Below are 19,911 nucleotides of genomic sequence, written 5' to 3'. Positions count from 1 at the left end.
ATGGGTGAGGCCAGGCGCTCCCTCATCGCCGTCGCCTTGGCCGGTGCCCTGCTCGGTTCGGGGCTTCTGCTCGTCGCGGTCACGGGAGCCTACAACATCGCCGCCAGTGAAGGGCATTGGCGGATCACAGAAATCCTCCTGCGCTTCGGTCTGGAACGCTCCGTTTCCGTGCGCGCCAACGAAACGCCGCCGCGCCTTGACGATCCCGACCTGATCCGCCTCGGTGCGGGGCATTTTTATGCCGCTTGCGCGCCGTGCCACGGGGCGCCCGGAACGCCGGTGCCCGCCTTTGTCGGAGGCATGCTGCCAACCCCGCCGGACCTGCGCACGCGCGTCGATGCGTGGAGCGATGCGGAGCTGTTCCGGATCATCCGGCACGGCATCAAATATACCGGGATGCCGGCATGGCCGAGCCGTGGCACCGAGCGGGAAATATGGGCGGTCACCGCCTTCGTGCGGCACATGCATCGCCTCGACGCAGCCGCCTACCAGGCGCTTGCCCGTGGAGGCGCAACCATGTCCGCCGCCGACGGAACGGCCTCCGGCTCGGGACGCAATCTCCCGGACGGCGTGGCGGCTTGCGCCCGCTGTCACGGCGCGCAAGGACAGGTGCCTTCAAGCGCGCTGGTGCCGATCCTGTACGGCCAGCCGGAGGCGATGCTGCGTGCGGCGCTCCGCTCCTATGCCCAGCGAACCCGCCCGAGCGGCGTGATGCAAGTCGCGGTGGACGGGCTCTCGCCTCGCCAATTGGACCAATTGGCTGCTTATTACGCGGCCATTGCACCGCCCGTGCCGCAACCGCCGACGCCGGATCAGATGCCCCTCGTCGAAGCCGGCCGCGTGCTGGCCGAGCACGGTGATGCGGCCGCGCGCATTCCCGCGTGCCTTTCCTGCCACGGCCCGCAAGCGCTCCCGCTCTATCCGCGTCTGGCCGGGCAGAGTGCCCGCTATATCGAGGGGCGACTTGACGGCTGGCGGCACGGCGCGCAGGCGCGCGGGGATGCGCTGGACCGCGTCATGGCGCCCATCGCCCGGCGGTTGAGCGAGGAACAGGCAAGGGCGCTCGCCGCCTTTTTCGCGCAACAGGCGCCGCATGCGGCCCAAGCCCGGGCGGACGGGCCATGAAGGCGCGGTTCGCATTCTGCCTCCTGCTTCTGCTCGCGGCGTGCGGGCAATCCCAATCCGCGCTCCATCCGGCTGGTGAGGAAGCGGCGCGTATCCATCTGCTGTCGCTCACCTTATTCGCCGGGGCCGCGATTATCCTGCTGCTGGTCGCTCTGACCGCGTGGCTCGCCATTCGCGGCCCGGAGGGCGCAAGGACGGTGCTGCGTGCGCCGCGCATGGTGGTCCTCGCCGGCATCGCGGTTCCGGTGGTGACGCTGAGTGCGCTGCTCACCTATGGCCTCTGGGTGATGGCCAAGTCCAGCGCGCCAGGCGGTGCGCCGGCGGCACGCATCGTGGTCACGGCGGAGCAATGGTGGTGGCGCGTCAGCTATGCGCGCGCGGATGGCGCGGCCGTAGAATCCGCCAACGAGATCCGCATCCCGGTGGGGCGGGAGGTGGAGCTGGAACTGCATTCCGGCGACGTGATCCATTCGTTCTGGGTGCCGGCGTTGGCGGGCAAGCTCGACATGATCCCGGGCCGAACCCATCGCCTTCGGCTCTCGGCGGCGCGGCCGGGCATTTATCGCGGCCAGTGCGCGGAATATTGCGGCGGCGCGCACGCCTGGATGGCGTTCGAGGTGATCGCGATGCCGGGAGCCGAATTTGCAGCCTGGCTCGCGGCGGCCGCGATGCCCGCGCCGGCCACCGCGGGGCGGGGCGCCGCCCTGTTCCAGGCCACGGGATGCGGTGCCTGCCACCGCATCGCCGGGACCGCCGCGACCGGCACCATCGGCCCCGATCTGACCCGCGTCGGCGCGCGCCGCTTCATTGGCGCGGCCATGTTGCCCCAGACGCCCGAAAACCTCTCCCGCTTCATCGCCGATGCCCAGCATTTCAAGCCCGGCGCCGGCATGCCGCCCTTTGGCTTTCTCGCCGACGCCGATCTTGCGGCGCTCTCGGCCTATCTCTCGGGGTTGCGATGACCGACGCCAGCTTGCCCTCCGGGCCGCTTCCCAACGCCCTGCCTCGCCCGGCCGAGGAATTGCCGCAGCTCAAGCGCATATGGGCCACGCCCGGTGGCTGGCGGATCTTGAGCGCGGTGAACAACACGGTCATCGGCTATTTCTACATCGGCACCGCGTTCCTGTTCTTCCTCTTGGCCGGCATCCTCGGCTTGCTCATGCGCACCCAGCTCGCGGTGCCGCAGAACACCTTCCTGAGCCAGGAGACCTATAACCAGGTCTTCACCATGCACGGCACGGTGATGATGTTCCTGTTCGCCGTGCCGGTGGTGGAGGCCCTCGGAGTTCTCCTGCTGCCCCAGATGCTGGGTGCCCGGGATCTGCCCTTTCCGCGGCTCGGCGCGTTCGCATTCTGGGCCTATTTCATCGGCGGACTGGTATTCTTCTCGACGTTGTTTTTCGATCTTGCGCCGAGCGGCGGCTGGTTCATGTATCCGCCGCTCACCAGCACCGCCTATTCGCCCGGCATAGGCGCCGATTTCTGGCTGCTGGGCATCGGCTTCATCGAGATTTCCGCGATCGCGGGCGCGATCGAGATCATCGTCGGCGTGCTGCGCACCCGGGCACCGGGCATGACGCTGGACAAGATGCCGGTATTCGCCTGGACCATGCTGATCTTCGCCGGGATGATCGTCTTCGCCTTCCCCGCCGTCATACTTGCCACGTTCTTGCTGGAACTTGAACGTGCGTTCGGCTGGCCTTTCTTCATCGCCGCGAAGGGCGGCGATCCCTTGTTATGGCAGCATTTGTTCTGGTTCTTCGGCCACCCGGAAGTCTATATCATCTTCCTGCCCGCCGCCGGCATGCTGTCGATGATCGTGCCGACCATGGCCGGAACACCGCTGATCGCCCATCGCATGATCGTGGTGGCGCTGATCGCCACCGGCTTCTTTTCTTTCGGGCTGTGGGTGCATCACATGTTCACCACTGGCATCCCCACCATGTCGCTTGGCTTCTTTTCGGCGGCGAGCATGGCGGTCTCGATCCCAAGTGGCATCCAGGTCTTCGCCTGGATCGCGACGTTTGCGGCGGGACGGTTGAAAGTAACGGCGGCTTCGCTGTTCGTGCTGGGCTTCCTCGCCATCTTCACTTTAGGCGGGTTGACCGGCGTCATGGTGGCCATGGTGCCGTTTGACTGGCAGGTGCACGATACCTATTTCGTGGTGGCGCACTTTCACTATGTGCTGGTGGGCGGTATGGTATTTCCCATGTTCGCGGGCTTTTATTACTGGACGCCCGCCTTCAGCCGCAAACCGTTGTCGGAACGACTGGGCAAGTGGGCGTTCTGGCTGATGTTCATTGGATTCAACACGACCTTCTTTCCGATGCACCTTGCCGGCCTGCTCGGCATGCCGCGACGCGTCTATACCTATCCGGCGGGGCTGGGATGGGATGGCTACAATCTCGCATCCACCATCGGCGCGTTCCTGCTGGCGTCCGGCGTTGCCGTGTTCCTGCTCGATCTCATCCGCAACATGCGATTGACGAATGGTACTCCCGCCGGAAACATCTGGAATGCTGGGACGCTCGAATGGCTTCCGAACGGCGTCTATTCCGCTCGCAGCGTGCCTTTGGTCTCGAGCCGATATCCGCTCTGGGAGCAGCCGGGACTTGCCGTTGCGGTGGAGGAGGGGCGGCATTACCTTCCGGGCACCGCCACAGGGCGACGGGAAACCCTCGTGACATCCCCTGTGGAGGCCCGCCCGCAATTCCTGATGCGACTGCCCGGCCCCGGATGGGCGCATCTGCTCGCCGCCGCCTTCACCGCCGCCTTTTTCCTGCTGCTCACCGCCAAGCTGGTGACCATCGCGCTCATCTGCGGCGTGCTCGCGGTGGTCATGATGGTGGCCTGGATGTGGGATGCCGATCCCGCGCCGGCGGGCGACAAGGACATCGGGGGCGGACTGCGCGTTCCCACTTACGCGACCGGCGCCCTCTCGCCTTCCTGGTGGGCGATGGTGGTGGTGATGCTGGTCGCGGGGGCGCTCTATCTGTCCTACATCTTCGCCTATCTCTTCATCTGGACCGTCGCTCCCCAGGGCTGGCCGTCCGCAACCCAGATGCCCGCTCCCCCGTGGCTGGCGGCCGGCCTGCTGATCGCGAGCGGTCTCCTGCTCGCAGCGGCCCATGCCGCGCTGCGCTCGGGCCGGGGCGGACGGATGGTTGTGGCAGCGGGGCTGCTGCTGGGGTGCGCCGCCTTGTCGGGTGCGCTGCTGATGGGCGGGCTGCCATTCTGGCAGAGGGGATTTCGCCCGGACGCCAACGCCTTCGGCGCGCTCACCGTCACCGCATCCTTGCTGCAATTGCAGATCGTCGCCGGCGTGGTCGTGATCAGCCTCTTTGCCTGCGCGCGGTTGATCGCGGGGCGACTCGATGCGGCGCGGCGGGTGGTGCTCGACAACTTAAGCCTGCTTTGGGTCTACGCCATCGCCCAGGGGCTGATCGGCCTGCTGCTCACCCACGGCTTTCCGCGTCTCGTGGGAGGCGGGTGATGCGCGAGAGTTCCGCCATGGTGCAATTGGTGGCGGGCCCTGCGATCTGGGCCGCACAATTCCTGATCGTCTATGCGACGGAATCCCTCTTCTGCAGCCGCGGCGGCGGTGCGGACGCGCATCACGTGCTGGTCCTCGTGACAACTGGAATCGCGGCGGCGCTGCTGGTGGTGCGCCTGATCCTGCGATATCGCGCGCGGCGATCTTCCGGCACAACGAGTGACTTCCTCCGGGATGTGGGCACGGGGCTCGACCTTCTGGCCCTTCTCGCCGTCGTCTGGACGGGAAGTCCCGCGCTTCTGCTCGCATCCTGTACCTTGCCGGTTTAACCACCGGCGGCGGTGCCCGTGCTTACAAAGGCCCGCCATCCGGTTTTGCGGCGTTAGCGTTTTGTCCCGCGCCGTCTGCTGTCCCCGCTGTGCGGCCGCTGGCTATTCGGCTAGCGAACGGCGTCGGGACGCCTTTCGCTAAATGACTTCGCGGACCACGTCGGAGGCCAGGGTGAGGGCGATCCGGCCCCGGGCCGGCGTGCCACGGGCGAGCGATTCCGCCAGATGCGCCGCCTGTTTCAGGGTCGTCTTGGGCGGCATCGGCGGCTCGTGCGGATCGACGACGGCCTCGATCAATACCGGACCGGGTGTTGCCATCGCCTCCCGCAGCGTCTCGGCGCATCTGGCCGGATCCTCGATGACGAAGCCCTTCATTCCGAAGCCCTTGGCCACGGTTGCAAAGTCGATCGGCTGAAGATCGCAGACATATTCGGGGTTGCCGAGAAAGACCATCTGCTCCCATTTGATCTGGCCGAGCGCATTATTCTTGATGACGATGATCTTGACGTCGAGGCCGTACTTCACGCAGGTCGCGAGTTCGCCCATCAGCATGGTCAGCCCGCCGTCGCCGATGAAGCAGACCACCTGCCGATCGGGATAGGCCGTTGCCGCCGCGATCGCATAGGGCAAGCCGCAGGCCATCGTTGCGAGATTGCCCGAGCAGGAAAATTTCATGTCCCCGCGCATCATCAGATGGCGGGCGGCCCAAGTGGTGATGGTGCCGGAATCCGTCGCGATAATGGCGTCGTCCCGCAACAGCGCGTTGAGTTCATGGGCGACCACCTGCGGCTTCATCGGCATGTCCCTGCGGGTGCCGCGTTCCTCCATGAGCGCGTTCCAGTCGCGCATGCCGGCCTGGGCCTGTTCGAGGAAGGAGCGATCCTCGCGATAATTGAGCCTCGGCAGCAACGCATCGATCACCTTGGTGGTGTCGCCGACCAGCCCGGCCTCGACCGGGTACCGCAGGCCGATGCGCTGGGGGTCGAGCTCGATCTGAACGGCGCGCGCCTGCCCAGGCTTTGGATAATATTCGATGTAGGGAAAGCTGCTGCCGGCGATGAGAAGCGTGTCGCATTCCTCAAGCGCCTCCTGCGACGGCTTTGTTCCGAGCAGGCCGATGCCGCCGGTGGTATAGGGGCTGTCGTCCGGCAGGGCGCCCTTGCCCAGAAGCGGCTTGATGATCGGCGCTCCGAGCCGCTCGGCCAGCGCTGCAAGCTGCGGGCCGGCCTTGAGTGCGCCTTGGCCGGCGAGGATCGCGGTCTTCGTGCCGGCGTTGAGCAGTGAGGCCGCGCGGGCAAGCTGCTCCTCGCCGGGCAATTGCGCGGAGACCGCCATCAGGTCGGAAACATGATCGGGGACGTTGCGCTCGGAGCGCGTGCCGGCATCGACCGGTTGCGACTGCACGTCCACCGGCACCGTGACATGGGCGACGCCACGGGATGACAGGGCCGTGCGGCAGGCGAGTTCGACAGTATTCTGGACGTGATTTGGACCCATGATGCGCGCGTTATAGACGGCGACATCCATAAACAACTTATCGAGTTCGACGTCCTGCTGCGTGAACGTGTGCAGCAGGTCGTGGAATTGGAGGCCGGTGATGGCGAGCACCGGCTGGTGATCGAGCTTGGCGTCGTAAAGGCCGTTCAGCAGATGAATGCCGCCGGGTCCCGAGGTGGCGAGGCAGACGCCGAGCTTTCCGGTCCATTTGGCATATGCGCAGGCGGCGAAGGCCGCAGCCTCTTCATGGCGCACCTGGATGAACCGGATCTTGTCCTGGCGGACCCGAAGCGCCTCGATGATGCCATTGATGCCGTCGCCGGGGATGCCGAAAATGGTGTCCACCTTCCAGGCGATGAGGGTGTCGACGAGAATGTCGGCGGCGGTTGGCTTGGCCATGGCTCTTCTCCGGCAGATGTGGGTCTGAAGCCCGGGATACGGACTGCCGCCAGGGGCGCACGCCTCACCGGCTCGCTGAACCAATCCCGTCCCCGCGCATGCGTTCCATCGATGCCGCAGCGGCAAGGGGCGGCACAGCGGGCAGCTTCGGCCGGGCCGCCGTTTGGAACCAAGGCGACAGCCCCGTGTTCCCCGAGAGAGCCTCGCGGCGGTCGACGGCCGCCGGCGATCCACACCCGCACCCGAGGAGACAATCTTGCAGAGCAAGCTTCTTGCCGAGAACGGTGGCCAGCGCACGTTCGCGCTCGTGCTCGAAACCGGGGAGGAGGTGATTGAATGCCTCTCCGCCTTTGCCGCGCAGCAGCGCCTTTCGGCCGCGCAATTCTCGGCGATCGGGGCCTTCAGCAAAGCGGTCGTGAGCTATTTCGATTGGGAAACGAAGAGCTATCTTCACAATCGCGTGGATGAACAGGTGGAGGTCGCAGCCCTTACCGGCGACATCGCCCTCGGGCCCGACGGCAAACCGGCGATCCATATTCATGCCGTCCTCGGACGGCGGGACGGCAGCGCCCGCGCCGGGCATCTCACACAAGGCCGGGTGCGGCCCACGCTCGAAATCGTGGCGACCGAGCAGCCCGCCCATTTGCACAAGCGCTACGACCCCGAAACAGGATTGGCCCTGATCCGGCCGGAGGGCTGAAGCATGAGACATAAAAGCCGTTCAGAAGCCGCCCGGGTGGTCGTCGTTACCGGGGCCTCAGCCGGGGTGGGGCGGGCGACGGCGCGGCGTTTCGCGCGCGCTGGGGCGTCCGTCGCACTGATCGCGCGGGATGCGTCCTCGCTTGAGGAAGCCAGGGCCGAGATGGAAGCGAGCGGCGCGCGCGCCCTCGCGATCGCGGCCGACGTCGCCGATGCCGAAGCCGTTCTCGCCGCCGCACGCGAGGTGGAGGAGAAGCTCGGGCCCATCGACGTCTGGGTCAACAATGCCATGGCGACGGTGTTCGCACCGGTCCGCGATATGACGGCGCACGAATTCCGGCGCGTCACCGAGGTCACCTACCTCGGTTATGTCCATGGCACGATGGCTGCCGTGGCGTGCATGCGGCCCCGTAATCGCGGCGTCGTCGTGCAGGTCGGCTCCTCGCTCGCCTATCGCGGCATTCCGCTCCAGGCCGCCTATTGCGGCGCGAAGCACGCCATTCGCGGATTTACGGATTCGCTTCGCGCCGAATTGCTCCATGAAAAGAGCGACATCGCCTTGGTGATGGTGCAATTGCCGGCGGTCAACACCCCCCAATTCGATTGGGCGCGAACCCGCCTCGGTCACGCGCCGCGCCCGGTGCCGCCGGTCATCCAACCCGAGGTCGCCGCAGAGGCAATCTTCGCCGGCGCGCGTAGGCCGCGGCGCGAGCTGTGGGTGGGCCTCAGTACCGCGAAGGTCATTCTCGGCAGCATGGCCGTTCCAGGCTTCCTTGATCATTATCTGGCCTGGAGCGGATATGCCGCCCAGGAGACGGGCCGCCGCGTCCGCCCCGGCCGCCGGGACAATCTTGAAACCTCCGTCAGAGACCTGCATCGCACGCGGGGATCCTTCGGCGCCGAGGCTTCCGATTCCGCCCCGGTGATTTCCGGCCAGAGCGTCAGGCTCGGCATCGTCGCCTTCGCGGCGGGGCTGATCGCATTGGGCAGCTGTCTGGCGGCAGCAAATGGCCGCGCTGGTGCCCGTCGCCGGAGGTAGGCCGAAAATGCGAGTTTCCCTCTTCGATTTTCGGCCGGCTCTCCGGCGATCGCGTGGCTTGCATCCCCTCAGAATCGGGTCGCGTAGTCGGTGGCGGTAAGGAGGCCAAGGATCAGCAGCCAGGCGCCCGCGCCGACTGCGAAGAGGCGCAGAAGCCCATTCTCCCGGCGCAGCCCCATGAAGAACCAATAGATGAGCACCGCCTTGGCGCAGGCGATGCCGAGCCCGGCGGCGAGGCTCTCCGGGCCGGTCAGCACGAGGCTGGCACCCACGGTGAGGGCAAGCAGCATCAGTAAAACCAGCCAGACAAGGCCAAGACGTAAGGCTGAAGCGGGCAGTGAGCTCATGCGGGTCATCGTGCGAGATAGAGAAGCGGGAACAGAAACACCCAGACGGCATCCACGAAATGCCAGTAGAGGCCAGTATTCTCCAGTACGATTGCCCGCTCCGGCGCAACCAGAGCGCCGCGCCATAGCTGTGCCGCCATGCCAACGAGCAACATGATGCCGATCGTCACATGAACCGCATGGAGGCCGGTCGCGACCAGATAGAGATCCATGAACAAATGCGCGACAGGGTCTGGGAAGCGAGGCGGGTGGCTGAAAATCGGCATCAGTCCTTCCGCAGTCTCCTCGCTGTATTCCAATCCCTTCAGCGCAAGAAAGACGAGGCCGAGGGCGGCGGCGCCAAGAAGGAGTAAGGCCGCCAGTCGCCTCCGTCCGGCGCGTCCCGCCTCGACCGCAACCGCCACGGCGAAGCTCGACGTGAGGAGCACGGCGGTGTTTATCGCGCCTATGGCGACGTGGGTTTGCCGCGAGGCCTCGATGAACTCCTCGGGATGAAGCGCGCGCACGACGAGGATCGCGGCGATGAGCCCGCCGAACAGCATGATCTCGGTTGCGAGGAAGATGTACATCCCCATGAGGCTCGCCTCGCGCTGCTGCACCGCATCGCGGAACGGCTCGTGCAGTTCAATCCGCTCAGCCATGATCCTCCCTCCTTTCAACGGGTAGTCATAGGGCGGGCCGGTCACGACCGGGATCTGCGAGAAATTATGCTTCGGTGGCGGCGATGGGACGGTCCATTCGAGCCCGGCGACGTCCCATGGGTTGGGCCCGGCGGGAGCGCCGTAGCGCAGCGACCAGAACAGATAGGCGAAGGGCATCAGATAGGCGACGCCGAGAATGGAAGCTCCGGCCGAGGACAGCACGTGCAACACCTGGAACGAGGGGTCATAGACGTGGTAGCGCCGCGGCATCCCGAGATAACCGAGGATGAATTGCGGGAAGAAGGTGAGGTTGAAGCCGAGGAAGATGAAGATCGCGGCGAGCCGCCCCCACACGCGCGCATAGATACGCCCGGTCATCTTCGGCCACCAGAAATGCAGCGCGCCAAAATAGGCGGACACTGTTCCGCCTACCATGATGTAATGAAAATGTGCGACGACAAAATAAGTATCGTGGACATGAACATCGACCGCGAGCATCGCGAGGATGAGGCCGGTCAAGCCACCCACCACGAACAGGCCGATGAATGCAGCGGCGAAGAAAAACGGCGGATCGAGCGCGATGTGGCCTTTGTAGAGGGTAGCCGTCCAATTGTAGACCTTGATGGCGGAGGGCACCGAGACCGCCAGGCTCAGGAATGAAAAGACCGCGCTGGCATACATCGACTGGCCGGCCACGAACATGTGATGGCACCAGACCAGGAAGCCGATGATGGCGATGGCCAGCGAAGAGCCGGCGACGAACCAATAGCCGAAAACCGGCTTGCGCGCGGATGCCGCCACCAGTTCACTCACCACGCCCATGGCCGGCAGAACCATGATGTAGACCGCCGGATGGCTGTAGAACCAGAACAGATGTTGGAACAGGAGCGGGTCCCCGCCAAGCTTCGGGTCGAAGATGCCGAGCCCGAACAGGCGTTCCGCCGCGATCAGCAGAAGCGCCATGGACAGCACCGGGGTCGCCAGCACCAGGATGAGCGAGGTGGCGTAATGCGACCACACGAACAGCCGCAGCCGGCCCCAGGTCATGCCGGGTGCGCGCAGCTTGTGAACGGTCACAATGAAGTTGAGCCCGGTGAAGATCGACGAAAAACCGACCACGAACACCGCCACCGCGACCAATACCACGTGGCCGTTTGAGAACATCGAGGATAGCGGGGTGTAGAAGGTCCAGCCGGTATCGACGCCGCCGGAGATCAGCACGTAGACCGTGAACAGGCCGCCGAACATGAAGATGTACCAGCTCAGCAGATTGAGGCGCGGGAAGGCGAGGTCTCGCGCGCCGATCATCAGCGGCAGGAGAAAATTGCCGAACGTGTTGGGGATCGAGGGAATGAGGAAGAACCACACCATGATCACCCCATGCAGGGTGAAGGCGCGGTTGTAGCCTTCATTGGTCAGGAGGTCGGCTTGCGGGGTCAGCAGATCGGCGCGCACCAGGGCCGCCGCCGCGCCGCCGATGAAGAAGAAAATCGTGACGGAGATGAGATAGAGAATGGCGATGCGCTTGTGGTCGGTGGTCAGCAGCCACGAGCGCAGCGTATGGCCCGCGCGCAGATAGCTCACACGTTCCGCCGGCGTCTCGGAGAGGCCGGGACCCTCCAGCATATCTCGCTCCGGCTGGCGGGACAGCGTGTCGCCAAGGCTCATGGCCGCTCCTCCGTCACGGATCCGCCGCGCAGCGATTTGATGTAGGCGACCAGCTTCAACACCTCCTCCTCGCTGAGGATGTTCTGAAAGGTCGGCATGATGTGTGGATAGCCGGCCGCGATCTGCGACTGCGGCAGGAGAATGCTGTCGCGGATGTACTGGTCGTCGGCGGTGACGATGCTGCCGTCTTCGAGCGGCACGGGCGCGCCGTAGAGCCCGGCGAGCGGAGGAGCGTGCACGGTGGATGCCGGGCCATGGCAGCCGCTGCAGCCGCGTGTGCGAAACAGCACGGCACCGGCGACGGCGAGGGTCTCATCCACGTTGGAGCGGGCAAGCCATGCGGCATAATCGGCCGCAGACAGCACGATGAAACGCCCGCCCATCACGGAATGGTCGGTGCCGCAGAATTCGGCGCAGGCCAGATGGTAGATGCCGGGCTTGTTGGCCTGGAACCAAAGAGAGGTGTAGCGGCCCGGCACGACATCCTGCTTCACCCGCAATGCTGGAATGTAGAGGCTGTGGATCACGTCTTCCGACGCCATGGTAAGCTTTACCGGCTGGTTTGCAGGGACATGAAGCTCGTCAATCTCGCGCTGGCCGCCGGGGTGCTGAAATTTCCACATCCATTGCTTGGCGACGACGTCGATTTCGAGCGCTGAGGCCGGGGGCGTGTAGAGATCCGCATAGAGCTTGGTCGCCCACACGAAAAAAGCGAGGGTGAGCAGGAAGGGAATGATCGCCCAGGAGACTTCCATCCAGGTGCTGCTGTTCACCGGATGGGCCCGGTCTGCGGCCCGTCCGCGCCGGTATTTGACTGCGAACCAGGCCATCAGCACGAATACGGGTGCCGACAGGAGCAGGACCATGATGGAAAATCCGCCCATCAAGCGGTCGACGCTGGCGGCGTGGGCCGAGGCTTGGCTCGCCCATCCGGCGAGCCCGCCGGTCACGAGCGCCCTCCCGCCTTCAAGCGCCGCTCGCGCAGCGCCGAAAGGCCGATGAAGCCGGCCATGAACACCACCGTGGCGCCGCCGCCGAGCTGGAGCAGCCAGGAGATCAGCGAACCGTAGCGGCCGGTCTTTGGATCATAGTGGTAACAGAGCAGCAGAAGCTGGTCGCCCCAATCCCCGAGCCGGCCTTCGCCCGCTTCGGTCAAAGCGAGCTTGAGGTCGGTCGGCTCTGGGGCGAGGCCATAGAGCCAGCGGGCCGAGCGCCCGTCCGGGGTCAGAACGGCCACCGCGGCGACGTGGGCATATTGTGCGATGCGCGCATCGAAGGCGTAGCGATAGCCGAGCGCGCGGGTGACCGCAGCGACGTCGTCAGCGGAGCCGGTCACCGCATGCACGCCCTGCGTTGGGAGATCGGGAAAGCCGGCGCGAAGCTCATCCAGCGAATTCTGCGCCGCATCCGGCCCTTCCTTCGGGTCGATGCCGAAGGCGACGACAGTGAAATCCCGGCCGGCTTTGAAGCCTTGCGCGCGGATTGCCTGGGCGAGGCCGCCGAGCGTCACGCCACAGATATTGGGGCAATGGTGCAGGACCGGTGCGAGCACGATCGGCTTGCCGGCGCCGAGCTGGCGCAGCGTCGCGCGCGCACCATTCGCCTGCTGGAACGTGAGATCCAGGGGCACCTGCGCGCCCGGCCGCTTGTCGATGCCGGCTTCGTCGAAGGGATCGAACGCGTCGGCGGCCTCGGCGGCGCCGGTTAAGACCAGCAAAAGGCAAAGCACGAGACGGGTCATGGTGCGGCGCCCCTCTTCGGCTCATCGGGCCAGCCCTGGTGGGCGAGAAGTTCCATCGCGCGGTCGATGGGGATGCGGACGCGGCCCGCCGGCGGGTCGACCCAGGCATAGCCGTCGAGCTTCGCCCGCGCGGCCGCCTCGATTGCGCGCCGATCCGCCGGCGGGTCGATCTGAAGACGCGGCGCCGAAGGAGTTATCGGCATGCGTTCCAGCGCCGTCGCTTCGTCAGGCGCGCGCCATGCGGCAAACAGCGAGAACAGTCCCGCGACCGACCCAACGGCCACCGCGATCAAAGTGAACACGCCGAGCATGGCAAACATCGCCGCGCGCGGCGGCGCATCGCGCGGCTCGAAGCCTCTGCGCACGGCATCCCCAAGCGCGGCCTCTTCGCGTTCGGCCTGGGCGAGGGCGCCATCGGGAGTCTGCGGGTGCGACGCGGTCATGGCCGGCCCTCCCCGATGAAAAGGCGGCGCATTTCCGCCGCGCCCGGCGCTGCTGCGATGCGCGCCAGTCCCGAGAGGTTCAGCAGGCCAAGACCCGCCAGCGCGAGCGCCGCGACGGCCAGCGCTGGAACGCCCCCCGTGCTGCCCGGCAGGACCAGCCAGGCGGTCTCCAGTGTTTTTCCAACGAGCGTTGCTCCGGCGAGCGCGATCAGCCAGCCACGGCTTTGCCGCACCGGTGGAAACAGCAACAGCAGGATTGGCCCGACGCCGAGCGCGCCGATCGCGAGTTCCACGCCCCACCAGGGGCCGTCGCCGCGGCGGGCATACCACGCCACGCTGGCGGGAAGGTTGTCTGACCAGATGATGAAATATTGCATGAAGGCCAGATACGCCCACAGCAACAGGGCGGTGAGCAGCAGGCCGCCCAGTATGCCCGTCTTCTCGCTCGGCGCGCCCGCAACGAGGCGCCCCAACAGCAGCACGGCAAGCGCGGTCGCGGCCTGAATCGAGAGGATGTACAGACCGAAGCCAGAGGAATGAAATTCCGGATCGAGCGACATCAGCCAGTCCACCGCGATGGTGGTATCGATCAGGACGAAAAGGATCAGCCCGCCCGCTGCGAGGCCCGCCGTCCGCCCGCGCCGGGTCAGAAGCAGCGCCAGCACCAGCGTGCAGGCAAAAAAGGCGATGGTGCGCAGGATGAAGAACCAGGGCGTGAGATAGAGGCGGTGCTCTTCCCCGCCGCCCGTTGCGGCCCAGGGATAGAGCGCGGGCAGGGCCACCAGCACCGGAACGGCTGCGGCGGCGGAAAGCGGCAGCAGAAGCATCGCGGCATTGGCGCGGCTTTCGAGCTCGTCGCGCCACGCACCCGGTATCAGGCGCATCATCAAGGAAAGGCATAGCGCGCCGATCGGCAGCCCGGCCCAGAAGACGAATGCCGCGAGCCAGCCGGCGAGCGCGGAAGGGGTTGCCGCGGCCACGCCGAGTGCGGCCGCGCACAGCAGGAGCCCGGCGAGGCCGAGCCGGCGGATGCGGCGTGCCGCTGCCGGCGCGATCACGATCCGCCTCCCGCCAGCCGTGTGCGCTCTTCGGGCGTGAGGACGGCCGCCGGCGCGTCCTGGCTGAACTGCAGCGCGCGGACATAGGCGGTGATCGCCCAGCGGTCGGCCGGCGTCACCCGGTCGGCGTAGGAATACATGACGCCATGGCCGTGGGTGATGACATCGACGAAATAGGACGACGGAGCCGCCCGCAGGCGCGGATCGTGCAGGCTCGGCGGCCGGGGAAAGCCGCGCGCGACCACTGTGCCAGCGCCATAGCCGGCAAAGCCGTGGCACGGCGTGCAATAGATGCCGAAGCGTTCCCGTCCCCGGGCGAGGAGGTCGGCGGTCAGGGGCGGCCGCTCGTGGAGCGCGGCTTCCCTGGCCGGCGCGTCGCGCGCCAACGTGCCTTCGGGCGGGGCCTGGAGGGAACTTCCATCCGCAAACAGCGGGCTCGGCTCGTAGCTGTCATAGCGCGGCTGGTGGCTCATCTCGTCGTCGCATCCGCCGAGCAGCGCTCCAAGCAGGAGGGGAAGCGCGAGGCGTGCGCGTGCCCGGCTCATTCCGGCTGCTCCGTATGGCCCACCGCATCGATGCGCACCGGCGCGAGGGTTTCGAGGAAGCGCCGCGTTTCGGCTTCCTCGAAGCGCGGGTCGTCGCCGAAGATGACGAGGAAAAACTTGTCGGAGCTGGCGAGATGGAACGTTTCGACGTCGAACAGAGGATGATGGAGGCGCGGCAAATGGTTGAGGTCCAGCATGCCGACGATGGCGAACAGCACGGCGAACAAGACCATCAGCTCGAAGGTGATGAGCATGAAGGGGGGTATTGCGAGCAGAGGTCGTCCGCCGATGTCGATCGGGTAGGCAAGGTTGGTGTAGACCTGCATGCCGTAACCGAGCGCTGCACCGAAGATGCCGCCGGCGAGCGTGAGCCAGGGCACGTAATTCTCGTGAAATCCCAGGGCCTCGGCCGCGCCTTCCACCGGGAAGGGCGAATAGGCGTCCATTCGCAGAAAGCCCGCGTCGCGCGCCCGGCCGATGCTTTCGACCAGCCGCTCCGGCTGATCGAACTCAGCCATCAGGCCGAAGAGCGGCGCGTGGGGCGAGGGCTCACGCACGGGATGCCTCCCTTTCGTCCGCCTCTTGTTGCCGCTCCTCCTGCGCCAGCGTCTCCTTGATCTCGAACGCGGAAACAACCGGCAGGAAACGCACGAACAGCAGAAACGGCGCCAGGAAGACGCCAATCATCCCGGCGAACAAAGCCCATTCCCAGAAACTCGCATGATACTCGCCCCATGAGGACACCAGCCAGTCGCGATAGAGCGAGGTGACGAGCAGCATGTAGCGTTCCAGCCACATGCCAATGGTCACGCTCAGCGCGATCAGGAACAGGGGGATCGGGCTGACACGGATCGAACGAAACCAGAGCAATTGCAGGGGAAGGAAATTGGCGATTACCGCGCCCCAATAGCTCCAGGCATAGGCGCCCGAAATCCGGTCTTGCAATGTGCCGAGCTCCTGCGGCTCGCCGGAATAGAGTACATCGAACACCTCGGCCCAGTAGCCGTAGGCGGTCATCAGTCCGGTCGCGAGCAGGAAGATGCCGAGCAGGTCAAGATGGCGCTCGCGCACGAGGTCTTGAAGCCCCAGCGCGTGGCGCAGAACCACGGCGATCATCGCCACCACGGCGAAGCCGGAAAACGCCGCGCCGAGCACGAAATAGGGAGGAAATACCGTCGATGCCCAGCCGGGGATCGGGCCGGCTGCGAACAACAGCGAAATCTCAGAATGGACCGAGACCACGAGAGGCACGGCGATGGCGGCGGTGAGGCGATAGGCCTGCTGCCACCGCGCCCAGTGTCGCGCCGAGCCGCGCCAGCCGAGCGCAAGCAGGCTGTAGAACACCTGCTGGCCCCGCGTGCGGGCGCGATCGCGCGTCGCCGCCAGATCGGGCACGATGCCGATGAACCAGAACAGCACCGAAACGGTGAGATAGGTGAGCACCGCGAAGAAGTCCCAGGCCAGCGGACTCTTGAACTGCGGCCATACCGTCATCGTATTGGGATAGGGCGCCATCCAATAGAACAGCCAGGGGCGCCCCAGGTGCAGGATCGGATACAGACCGGCACAGATCACCGCAAACAGCGTCATCGCCTCGGCGAAGCGATTGAGCGCGTTGCGCCAGTGCGCGCCGAGCAGCAGCAGCATCGCCGAGATGAGGGTCCCAGCGTGGCCAATGCCGAGGAACCAGATGTAGTTCGAGATCGCGAGGCCCCAATTGACCGGGATGTTGTTGCCCCACACCCCGACGCCATAGCGGAACAGCACCCCGGCCGCGACGAAGAAGGTCAGCAGAAGCGTCAGCGCGAAGCCGAACAGGATCCACCAGCCGCGCGGCGCGGGAAAGCGCAGCGGGATGGAGGTGATCTCCTGGGTGACCGCCGCGTAGCGGTCGGGAGTGCCGCCGGCGAAATCGCTCATCCCGAACCGCCTCCCTCAGCGCCGCCGCCGTCGATCCGGGCGAGATAGGTGGTGCGCGGCCAGGTATTCGCCTCCTCCAGAAGACTGTAATTGCGTGGGCTCGCTTTCTGCCGGCTCACCTGGCTTGCGGCATCGGTGATGTCGCCGAAGCTGATCGCACGGGTCGGGCACGCCTGCTGGCAGGCGGTCACCACCTCCCCGTCGCGGATTGGCCGGCCCTCCTTCTTGGCGGTGATGCGGGCTTCGCTGATGCGTTGGACGCAATAGGTGCATTTTTCCATGACGCCGCGGCTGCGGACCGTCACATCGGGATTGCGTGACGCCTGCAGTTCCGGCGGGTTGTTGCTGGTGAAGTCGAACCAGTTGAAGCGACGCACCTTATAGGGACAGAAGGAAGAGCAGGTGCGCGTGCCGATGCACCGGTTGTAGACTTGCAGGTTCAGCCCGTCGGAGGAATGGACGGCGGCGTTGACTGGGCATCCCATCTCGCAGGGTGCCTGCTCGCAATGCATGCAGGGCACCGGCTGGACATGGACTTTCGGTGCGGCCGGATCGCCCTCGTAATAATGATCGACGCGCAGCCAGTGCATCTCGCGGCCCTGCGCCACCAGTTCCTGTCCCACCATGGGGACGTTGTTCTCGGAGACGCAGGCGACGACGCAGGCATTGCAGCCGATACACGTATCGAGGTCGATCGCCATGCCCCAGGACGGGCTGTCCCAGCGGCGGGCGGGATAGAAGCTCGGTGCGCGGGGCTCGCCGGGAGCCGGCTCGCGCGTGCGGCCCGAAACCGCTGCATCCGCCGCCGCCACGGTGCGCACGAAATCGAAGCTGTCCATGGCCTGATGGGCCTGGGTGGTGGAGAGGGTCCGGCGGGCGCCAGTCTTGGCCAGTGCGGCGCCGGTCCCGCGCCAGGGCTGCGCCCGTGTCCGCAGCGCAAAGGCATTATAGCCGAGGCCCTCGCTGATCCCGCGGCTCTGCCCATAGCCGAAGGTGAGCGCGATCGTGTCGGCCTGCTGCCCCGGCATGACCCAAGCTGCCCCGGTGATGCTGCGCCCGCCGAGGCTGAGCGTTACTTCATCACCGTTGGAAAGGCCCTGCCGCGCCGCGATCTGCGGGGAAACCGCAATCACATTGCCCCAGGTCATCTTGCTGAACGGCTTGGGGGTTTCCTGGAGCCAGGCATTGTTCGCGAAGCGTCCGTCCCAGATGGTGGGATCCGCGCGGAACGCGACGCAAAGCGCCTCCGCCGATCCCTCCGGCGGAGGCACCTGCGCAAGCGGCGATACCTCGCGCGTCGTCACCGGGGGAAGCACGGCCGCTGGAGCGCTTTGCTCGATGAAGCCTCGCAACAGTGCGCCGCGCCAGCGGGTTTCGAACGCGGTGCCCCATTGCGCGCGCCACGTCTCCTTCACGAGGTCGCGGTCGGCTCTTCCAAAAGAGCCGGTCAAATTGGCCAGCAGGCTGTGAGCGGAGCGCACCGACCGAAACGGCCGGATCAATGGCTGGATGAGGCTCGCGGTGCCGTCGGGCGCCCGCGCATCGCTCCAGGATTCCAGATCGTGGGCCAGAGGCGCATGCCAATGGCAGAGCGCCGCTGTTTCATCAAAATGCAGCCCGGCATGAAGCCGGAACGGCACTTTCTCCAGCGCCACGCGGAAATCGAGATCGGCGGGCGCGGCATAGGCGGGATCGACCCCGAGCAGCACCAGCGTGCTCACCTGGGAGGCCGCCATGTCTTCCACCAGCCGGTCCAGGGAGAGCTGCCCGTCCGGAGGGCGTGCGGCGACGGGATCGGTGAAGGACAAAGTGGTGCCAAAGGCGCCGAGCCGTTCGTTGACGAGCAATGCGAGGCCCTGCAGGGCGGCGGGATGGGTGGCTCCGAGCGTGAGCAGGGACCGGCCAGCATGTTCGCGCAGTGCCGTGAGGGCGCGTTTCACCCATTGGCTTTCCTGTTCGCTCAGCGGCGCCGGCGTGGCGCCATCCACCCCCAGGCGCGCGGCAATGGCGTGGAGCAGGGCGCCCATGCGCGCCTCTGCGACGATGAGGCGGTCCTGCGCCATCAGGCCGGTCAGCGAGGGCACCGCTTCGGCAACCAGCAACCGGGACGCGCCATCGCCGTTCTGAAACCCGCGCCGGCGCTCGGACCAACGCCGGCCGTGACTTGTCTGCCAAGGGCCGGGTCCGAGAATATCGGCGTCGAGGCTCACCACCGCCTCGGCCCGATCCAGGCGAAGATGGATGTCCAGCGGCCGGCCGAAGATTTGAACGGTGGCGCCGTGGCGCTCCTCTTCCAGCGGCTCGAACACATGCCATCGGGCTTTCGGCCAGCGGCCCAGCAGCGCCGCGATCTGACGCACGAGGGTGGGCGAGGTGATGGTGCCGGTGAGGAGGCGCAGCCCCTCCCCCTGCGTTTGGTCCAGCGCATTTGCCTGCGCCGCTAGCGCGGCATCGAAGGCATCCCAGGCCACCGGCCGCCCCAGCCGGCGCGGCGCCCCGGAGCGCTCGGGATCATAGAGGTCGAGCAGCGCCGCCTGCAGGAAGGGATCGGTGGCACCGCCGGTCGCCGGATGGTCGGGATTGCCTTCGAGCTTGACCGGCCTGCCGGCGTAGGTCTTTGCGAGCACCGGCGCGGCATAGCCACCGAGCGTCACGGCGGTGGCGTACCAGCGCGCCACGCCCTCAACCTCGCCATCGGGCTGCTCGACATAGGGCAGCGCGGTTTCATCGGCTTGCGCCGCCCCGCCGGTCAGGCCCGCGAGCGCCAGCGAAGCCGCCATGGCCTGAAGGAGGGAGCGTCGGTTGAACGCGCCGGCGAGACGGGTCGCTGCCGGCATTTCCTCGCGCAGCGCGGCGGCGAATTCCTCCGTGCCGGCAAGTTCATCGAGGCTGCGCCAGAAGGCGCGCCCGGTGTGGGCCGAAAGGCGAGCCCGGAGGACGCCGGACGTATCGGAATGTTCGCCCATG

At 66.4% G+C, this 19,911-nt stretch carries 17 protein-coding genes and 1 pseudogene; 6 read left to right on the top strand and 12 right to left on the bottom strand.

The window, feature by feature from the left end:
• The 4 genes from V5G24_RS17530 to V5G24_RS17515 are packed head-to-tail and all read left to right on the top strand — an operon-like array spanning window position 1 to window position 4,947.
• On the top strand, window positions 1–1,125 hold the full coding sequence (locus tag V5G24_RS17530) for a c-type cytochrome (RefSeq protein WP_394080664.1): 1,125 nt from the start codon (window positions 1–3) through the stop codon (window positions 1,123–1,125).
• Complete coding sequence (locus tag V5G24_RS17525; protein ID WP_394080666.1) at window positions 1,122–2,087, top strand: cytochrome c oxidase subunit II; 966 nt, start codon at window positions 1,122–1,124, stop codon at window positions 2,085–2,087. Before V5G24_RS17530 ends, V5G24_RS17525 begins: the two co-directional genes overlap by 4 nt.
• Window positions 2,084–4,618, top strand: a complete 2,535-nt coding sequence (gene ctaD, locus V5G24_RS17520) for a cytochrome c oxidase subunit I (RefSeq protein WP_394080668.1) — start codon at window positions 2,084–2,086, stop codon at window positions 4,616–4,618. The genes V5G24_RS17525 and ctaD overlap by 4 nt, the downstream gene beginning before the upstream one ends.
• Window positions 4,618–4,947 carry a hypothetical protein gene (locus V5G24_RS17515; protein WP_394080670.1) on the top strand — a complete coding sequence of 110 codons (330 nt, stop codon included), beginning with the start codon at window positions 4,618–4,620 and terminating at the stop codon, window positions 4,945–4,947. The genes ctaD and V5G24_RS17515 overlap by 1 nt, the downstream gene beginning before the upstream one ends.
• A gap of 138 nt (window positions 4,948–5,085) precedes the next feature.
• On the opposite strand, the gene V5G24_RS17510 is transcribed toward V5G24_RS17515, so the two are convergent.
• Window positions 5,086–6,843, bottom strand: coding sequence for a thiamine pyrophosphate-dependent enzyme (locus tag V5G24_RS17510; RefSeq protein WP_394080672.1), 1,758 nt, complete (start codon window positions 6,841–6,843; stop codon window positions 5,086–5,088).
• 256 nt (window positions 6,844–7,099) lie between these two features.
• On the opposite strand from V5G24_RS17510, the gene V5G24_RS17505 reads away from it, so the two are divergent.
• Together V5G24_RS17505 and V5G24_RS17500 are read left to right on the top strand one after the other, a co-directional pair.
• On the top strand, window positions 7,100–7,543 hold the full coding sequence (locus V5G24_RS17505) for a PPC domain-containing DNA-binding protein (RefSeq protein WP_394080674.1): 444 nt from the start codon (window positions 7,100–7,102) through the stop codon (window positions 7,541–7,543).
• Window positions 7,544–7,546: 3 nt separating this feature from the next.
• Window positions 7,547–8,581, top strand: a complete 1,035-nt coding sequence (locus V5G24_RS17500; RefSeq protein WP_394080676.1) for an SDR family oxidoreductase — start codon at window positions 7,547–7,549, stop codon at window positions 8,579–8,581.
• A 68-nt stretch (window positions 8,582–8,649) separates the two neighbouring features.
• Here V5G24_RS17500 and V5G24_RS17495 read toward each other — a convergent pair whose 3' ends face one another.
• From V5G24_RS17495 to V5G24_RS17445, 11 genes and pseudogenes are all read right to left on the bottom strand, one after another.
• Entirely contained in the window at window positions 8,650–8,928 is a 279-nt protein-coding gene (locus V5G24_RS17495; protein ID WP_394080678.1) for a cytochrome C oxidase subunit IV family protein, read from the bottom strand.
• Window positions 8,929–8,933: 5 nt separating this feature from the next.
• Window positions 8,934–9,470, bottom strand: coding sequence for a cytochrome c oxidase subunit 3 (locus V5G24_RS17490; protein WP_509292328.1), 537 nt, complete (start codon window positions 9,468–9,470; stop codon window positions 8,934–8,936).
• 114 nt (window positions 9,471–9,584) lie between these two features.
• Window positions 9,585–11,195, bottom strand: a pseudogene (locus V5G24_RS17485) (cytochrome c oxidase subunit I); the annotation flags it as partial.
• A gap of 38 nt (window positions 11,196–11,233) precedes the next feature.
• Complete coding sequence (coxB, locus tag V5G24_RS17480) at window positions 11,234–12,187, bottom strand: cytochrome c oxidase subunit II (RefSeq protein WP_394080680.1); 954 nt, start codon at window positions 12,185–12,187, stop codon at window positions 11,234–11,236.
• A complete protein-coding gene (locus V5G24_RS17475; protein WP_394080682.1) occupies window positions 12,184–12,978 on the bottom strand; it encodes an SCO family protein in 795 nt (264 codons plus the stop codon). The genes coxB and V5G24_RS17475 overlap by 4 nt, the downstream gene beginning before the upstream one ends.
• A complete protein-coding gene (locus V5G24_RS17470; RefSeq protein ID WP_394080684.1) occupies window positions 12,975–13,421 on the bottom strand; it encodes a hypothetical protein in 447 nt (148 codons plus the stop codon). The genes V5G24_RS17475 and V5G24_RS17470 overlap by 4 nt, the downstream gene beginning before the upstream one ends.
• Entirely contained in the window at window positions 13,418–14,479 is a 1,062-nt protein-coding gene (locus tag V5G24_RS17465) for a hypothetical protein (protein WP_394080686.1), read from the bottom strand. Before V5G24_RS17465 ends, V5G24_RS17470 begins: the two co-directional genes overlap by 4 nt.
• Window positions 14,476–15,024 (bottom strand): c-type cytochrome, encoded by a 549-nt coding sequence (locus V5G24_RS17460; protein WP_394080687.1) that lies wholly within the window; start codon window positions 15,022–15,024, stop codon window positions 14,476–14,478. Before V5G24_RS17460 ends, V5G24_RS17465 begins: the two co-directional genes overlap by 4 nt.
• Window positions 15,021–15,581 carry a DUF3341 domain-containing protein gene (locus V5G24_RS17455; RefSeq protein WP_394080688.1) on the bottom strand — a complete coding sequence of 187 codons (561 nt, stop codon included), beginning with the start codon at window positions 15,579–15,581 and terminating at the stop codon, window positions 15,021–15,023. The genes V5G24_RS17460 and V5G24_RS17455 overlap by 4 nt, the downstream gene beginning before the upstream one ends.
• Complete coding sequence (gene nrfD / locus V5G24_RS17450; protein ID WP_394080689.1) at window positions 15,574–16,944, bottom strand: NrfD/PsrC family molybdoenzyme membrane anchor subunit; 1,371 nt, start codon at window positions 16,942–16,944, stop codon at window positions 15,574–15,576. The genes V5G24_RS17455 and nrfD overlap by 8 nt, the downstream gene beginning before the upstream one ends.
• Window positions 16,941–19,910: a TAT-variant-translocated molybdopterin oxidoreductase gene (locus V5G24_RS17445; protein WP_394080691.1), complete on the bottom strand. Its 2,970-nt coding sequence runs from the start codon at window positions 19,908–19,910 to the stop codon at window positions 16,941–16,943. Before V5G24_RS17445 ends, nrfD begins: the two co-directional genes overlap by 4 nt.
• Between the last annotated feature and the right edge of the window lies 1 nt (window position 19,911).

It is taken from the genome of Roseixanthobacter finlandensis, assembly GCF_043195105.2.
Taxonomy (GTDB): Bacteria; Pseudomonadota; Alphaproteobacteria; order Rhizobiales; family Xanthobacteraceae; genus NCEH01.
This window is presented reverse-complemented; position numbering and strand designations above follow the sequence as displayed.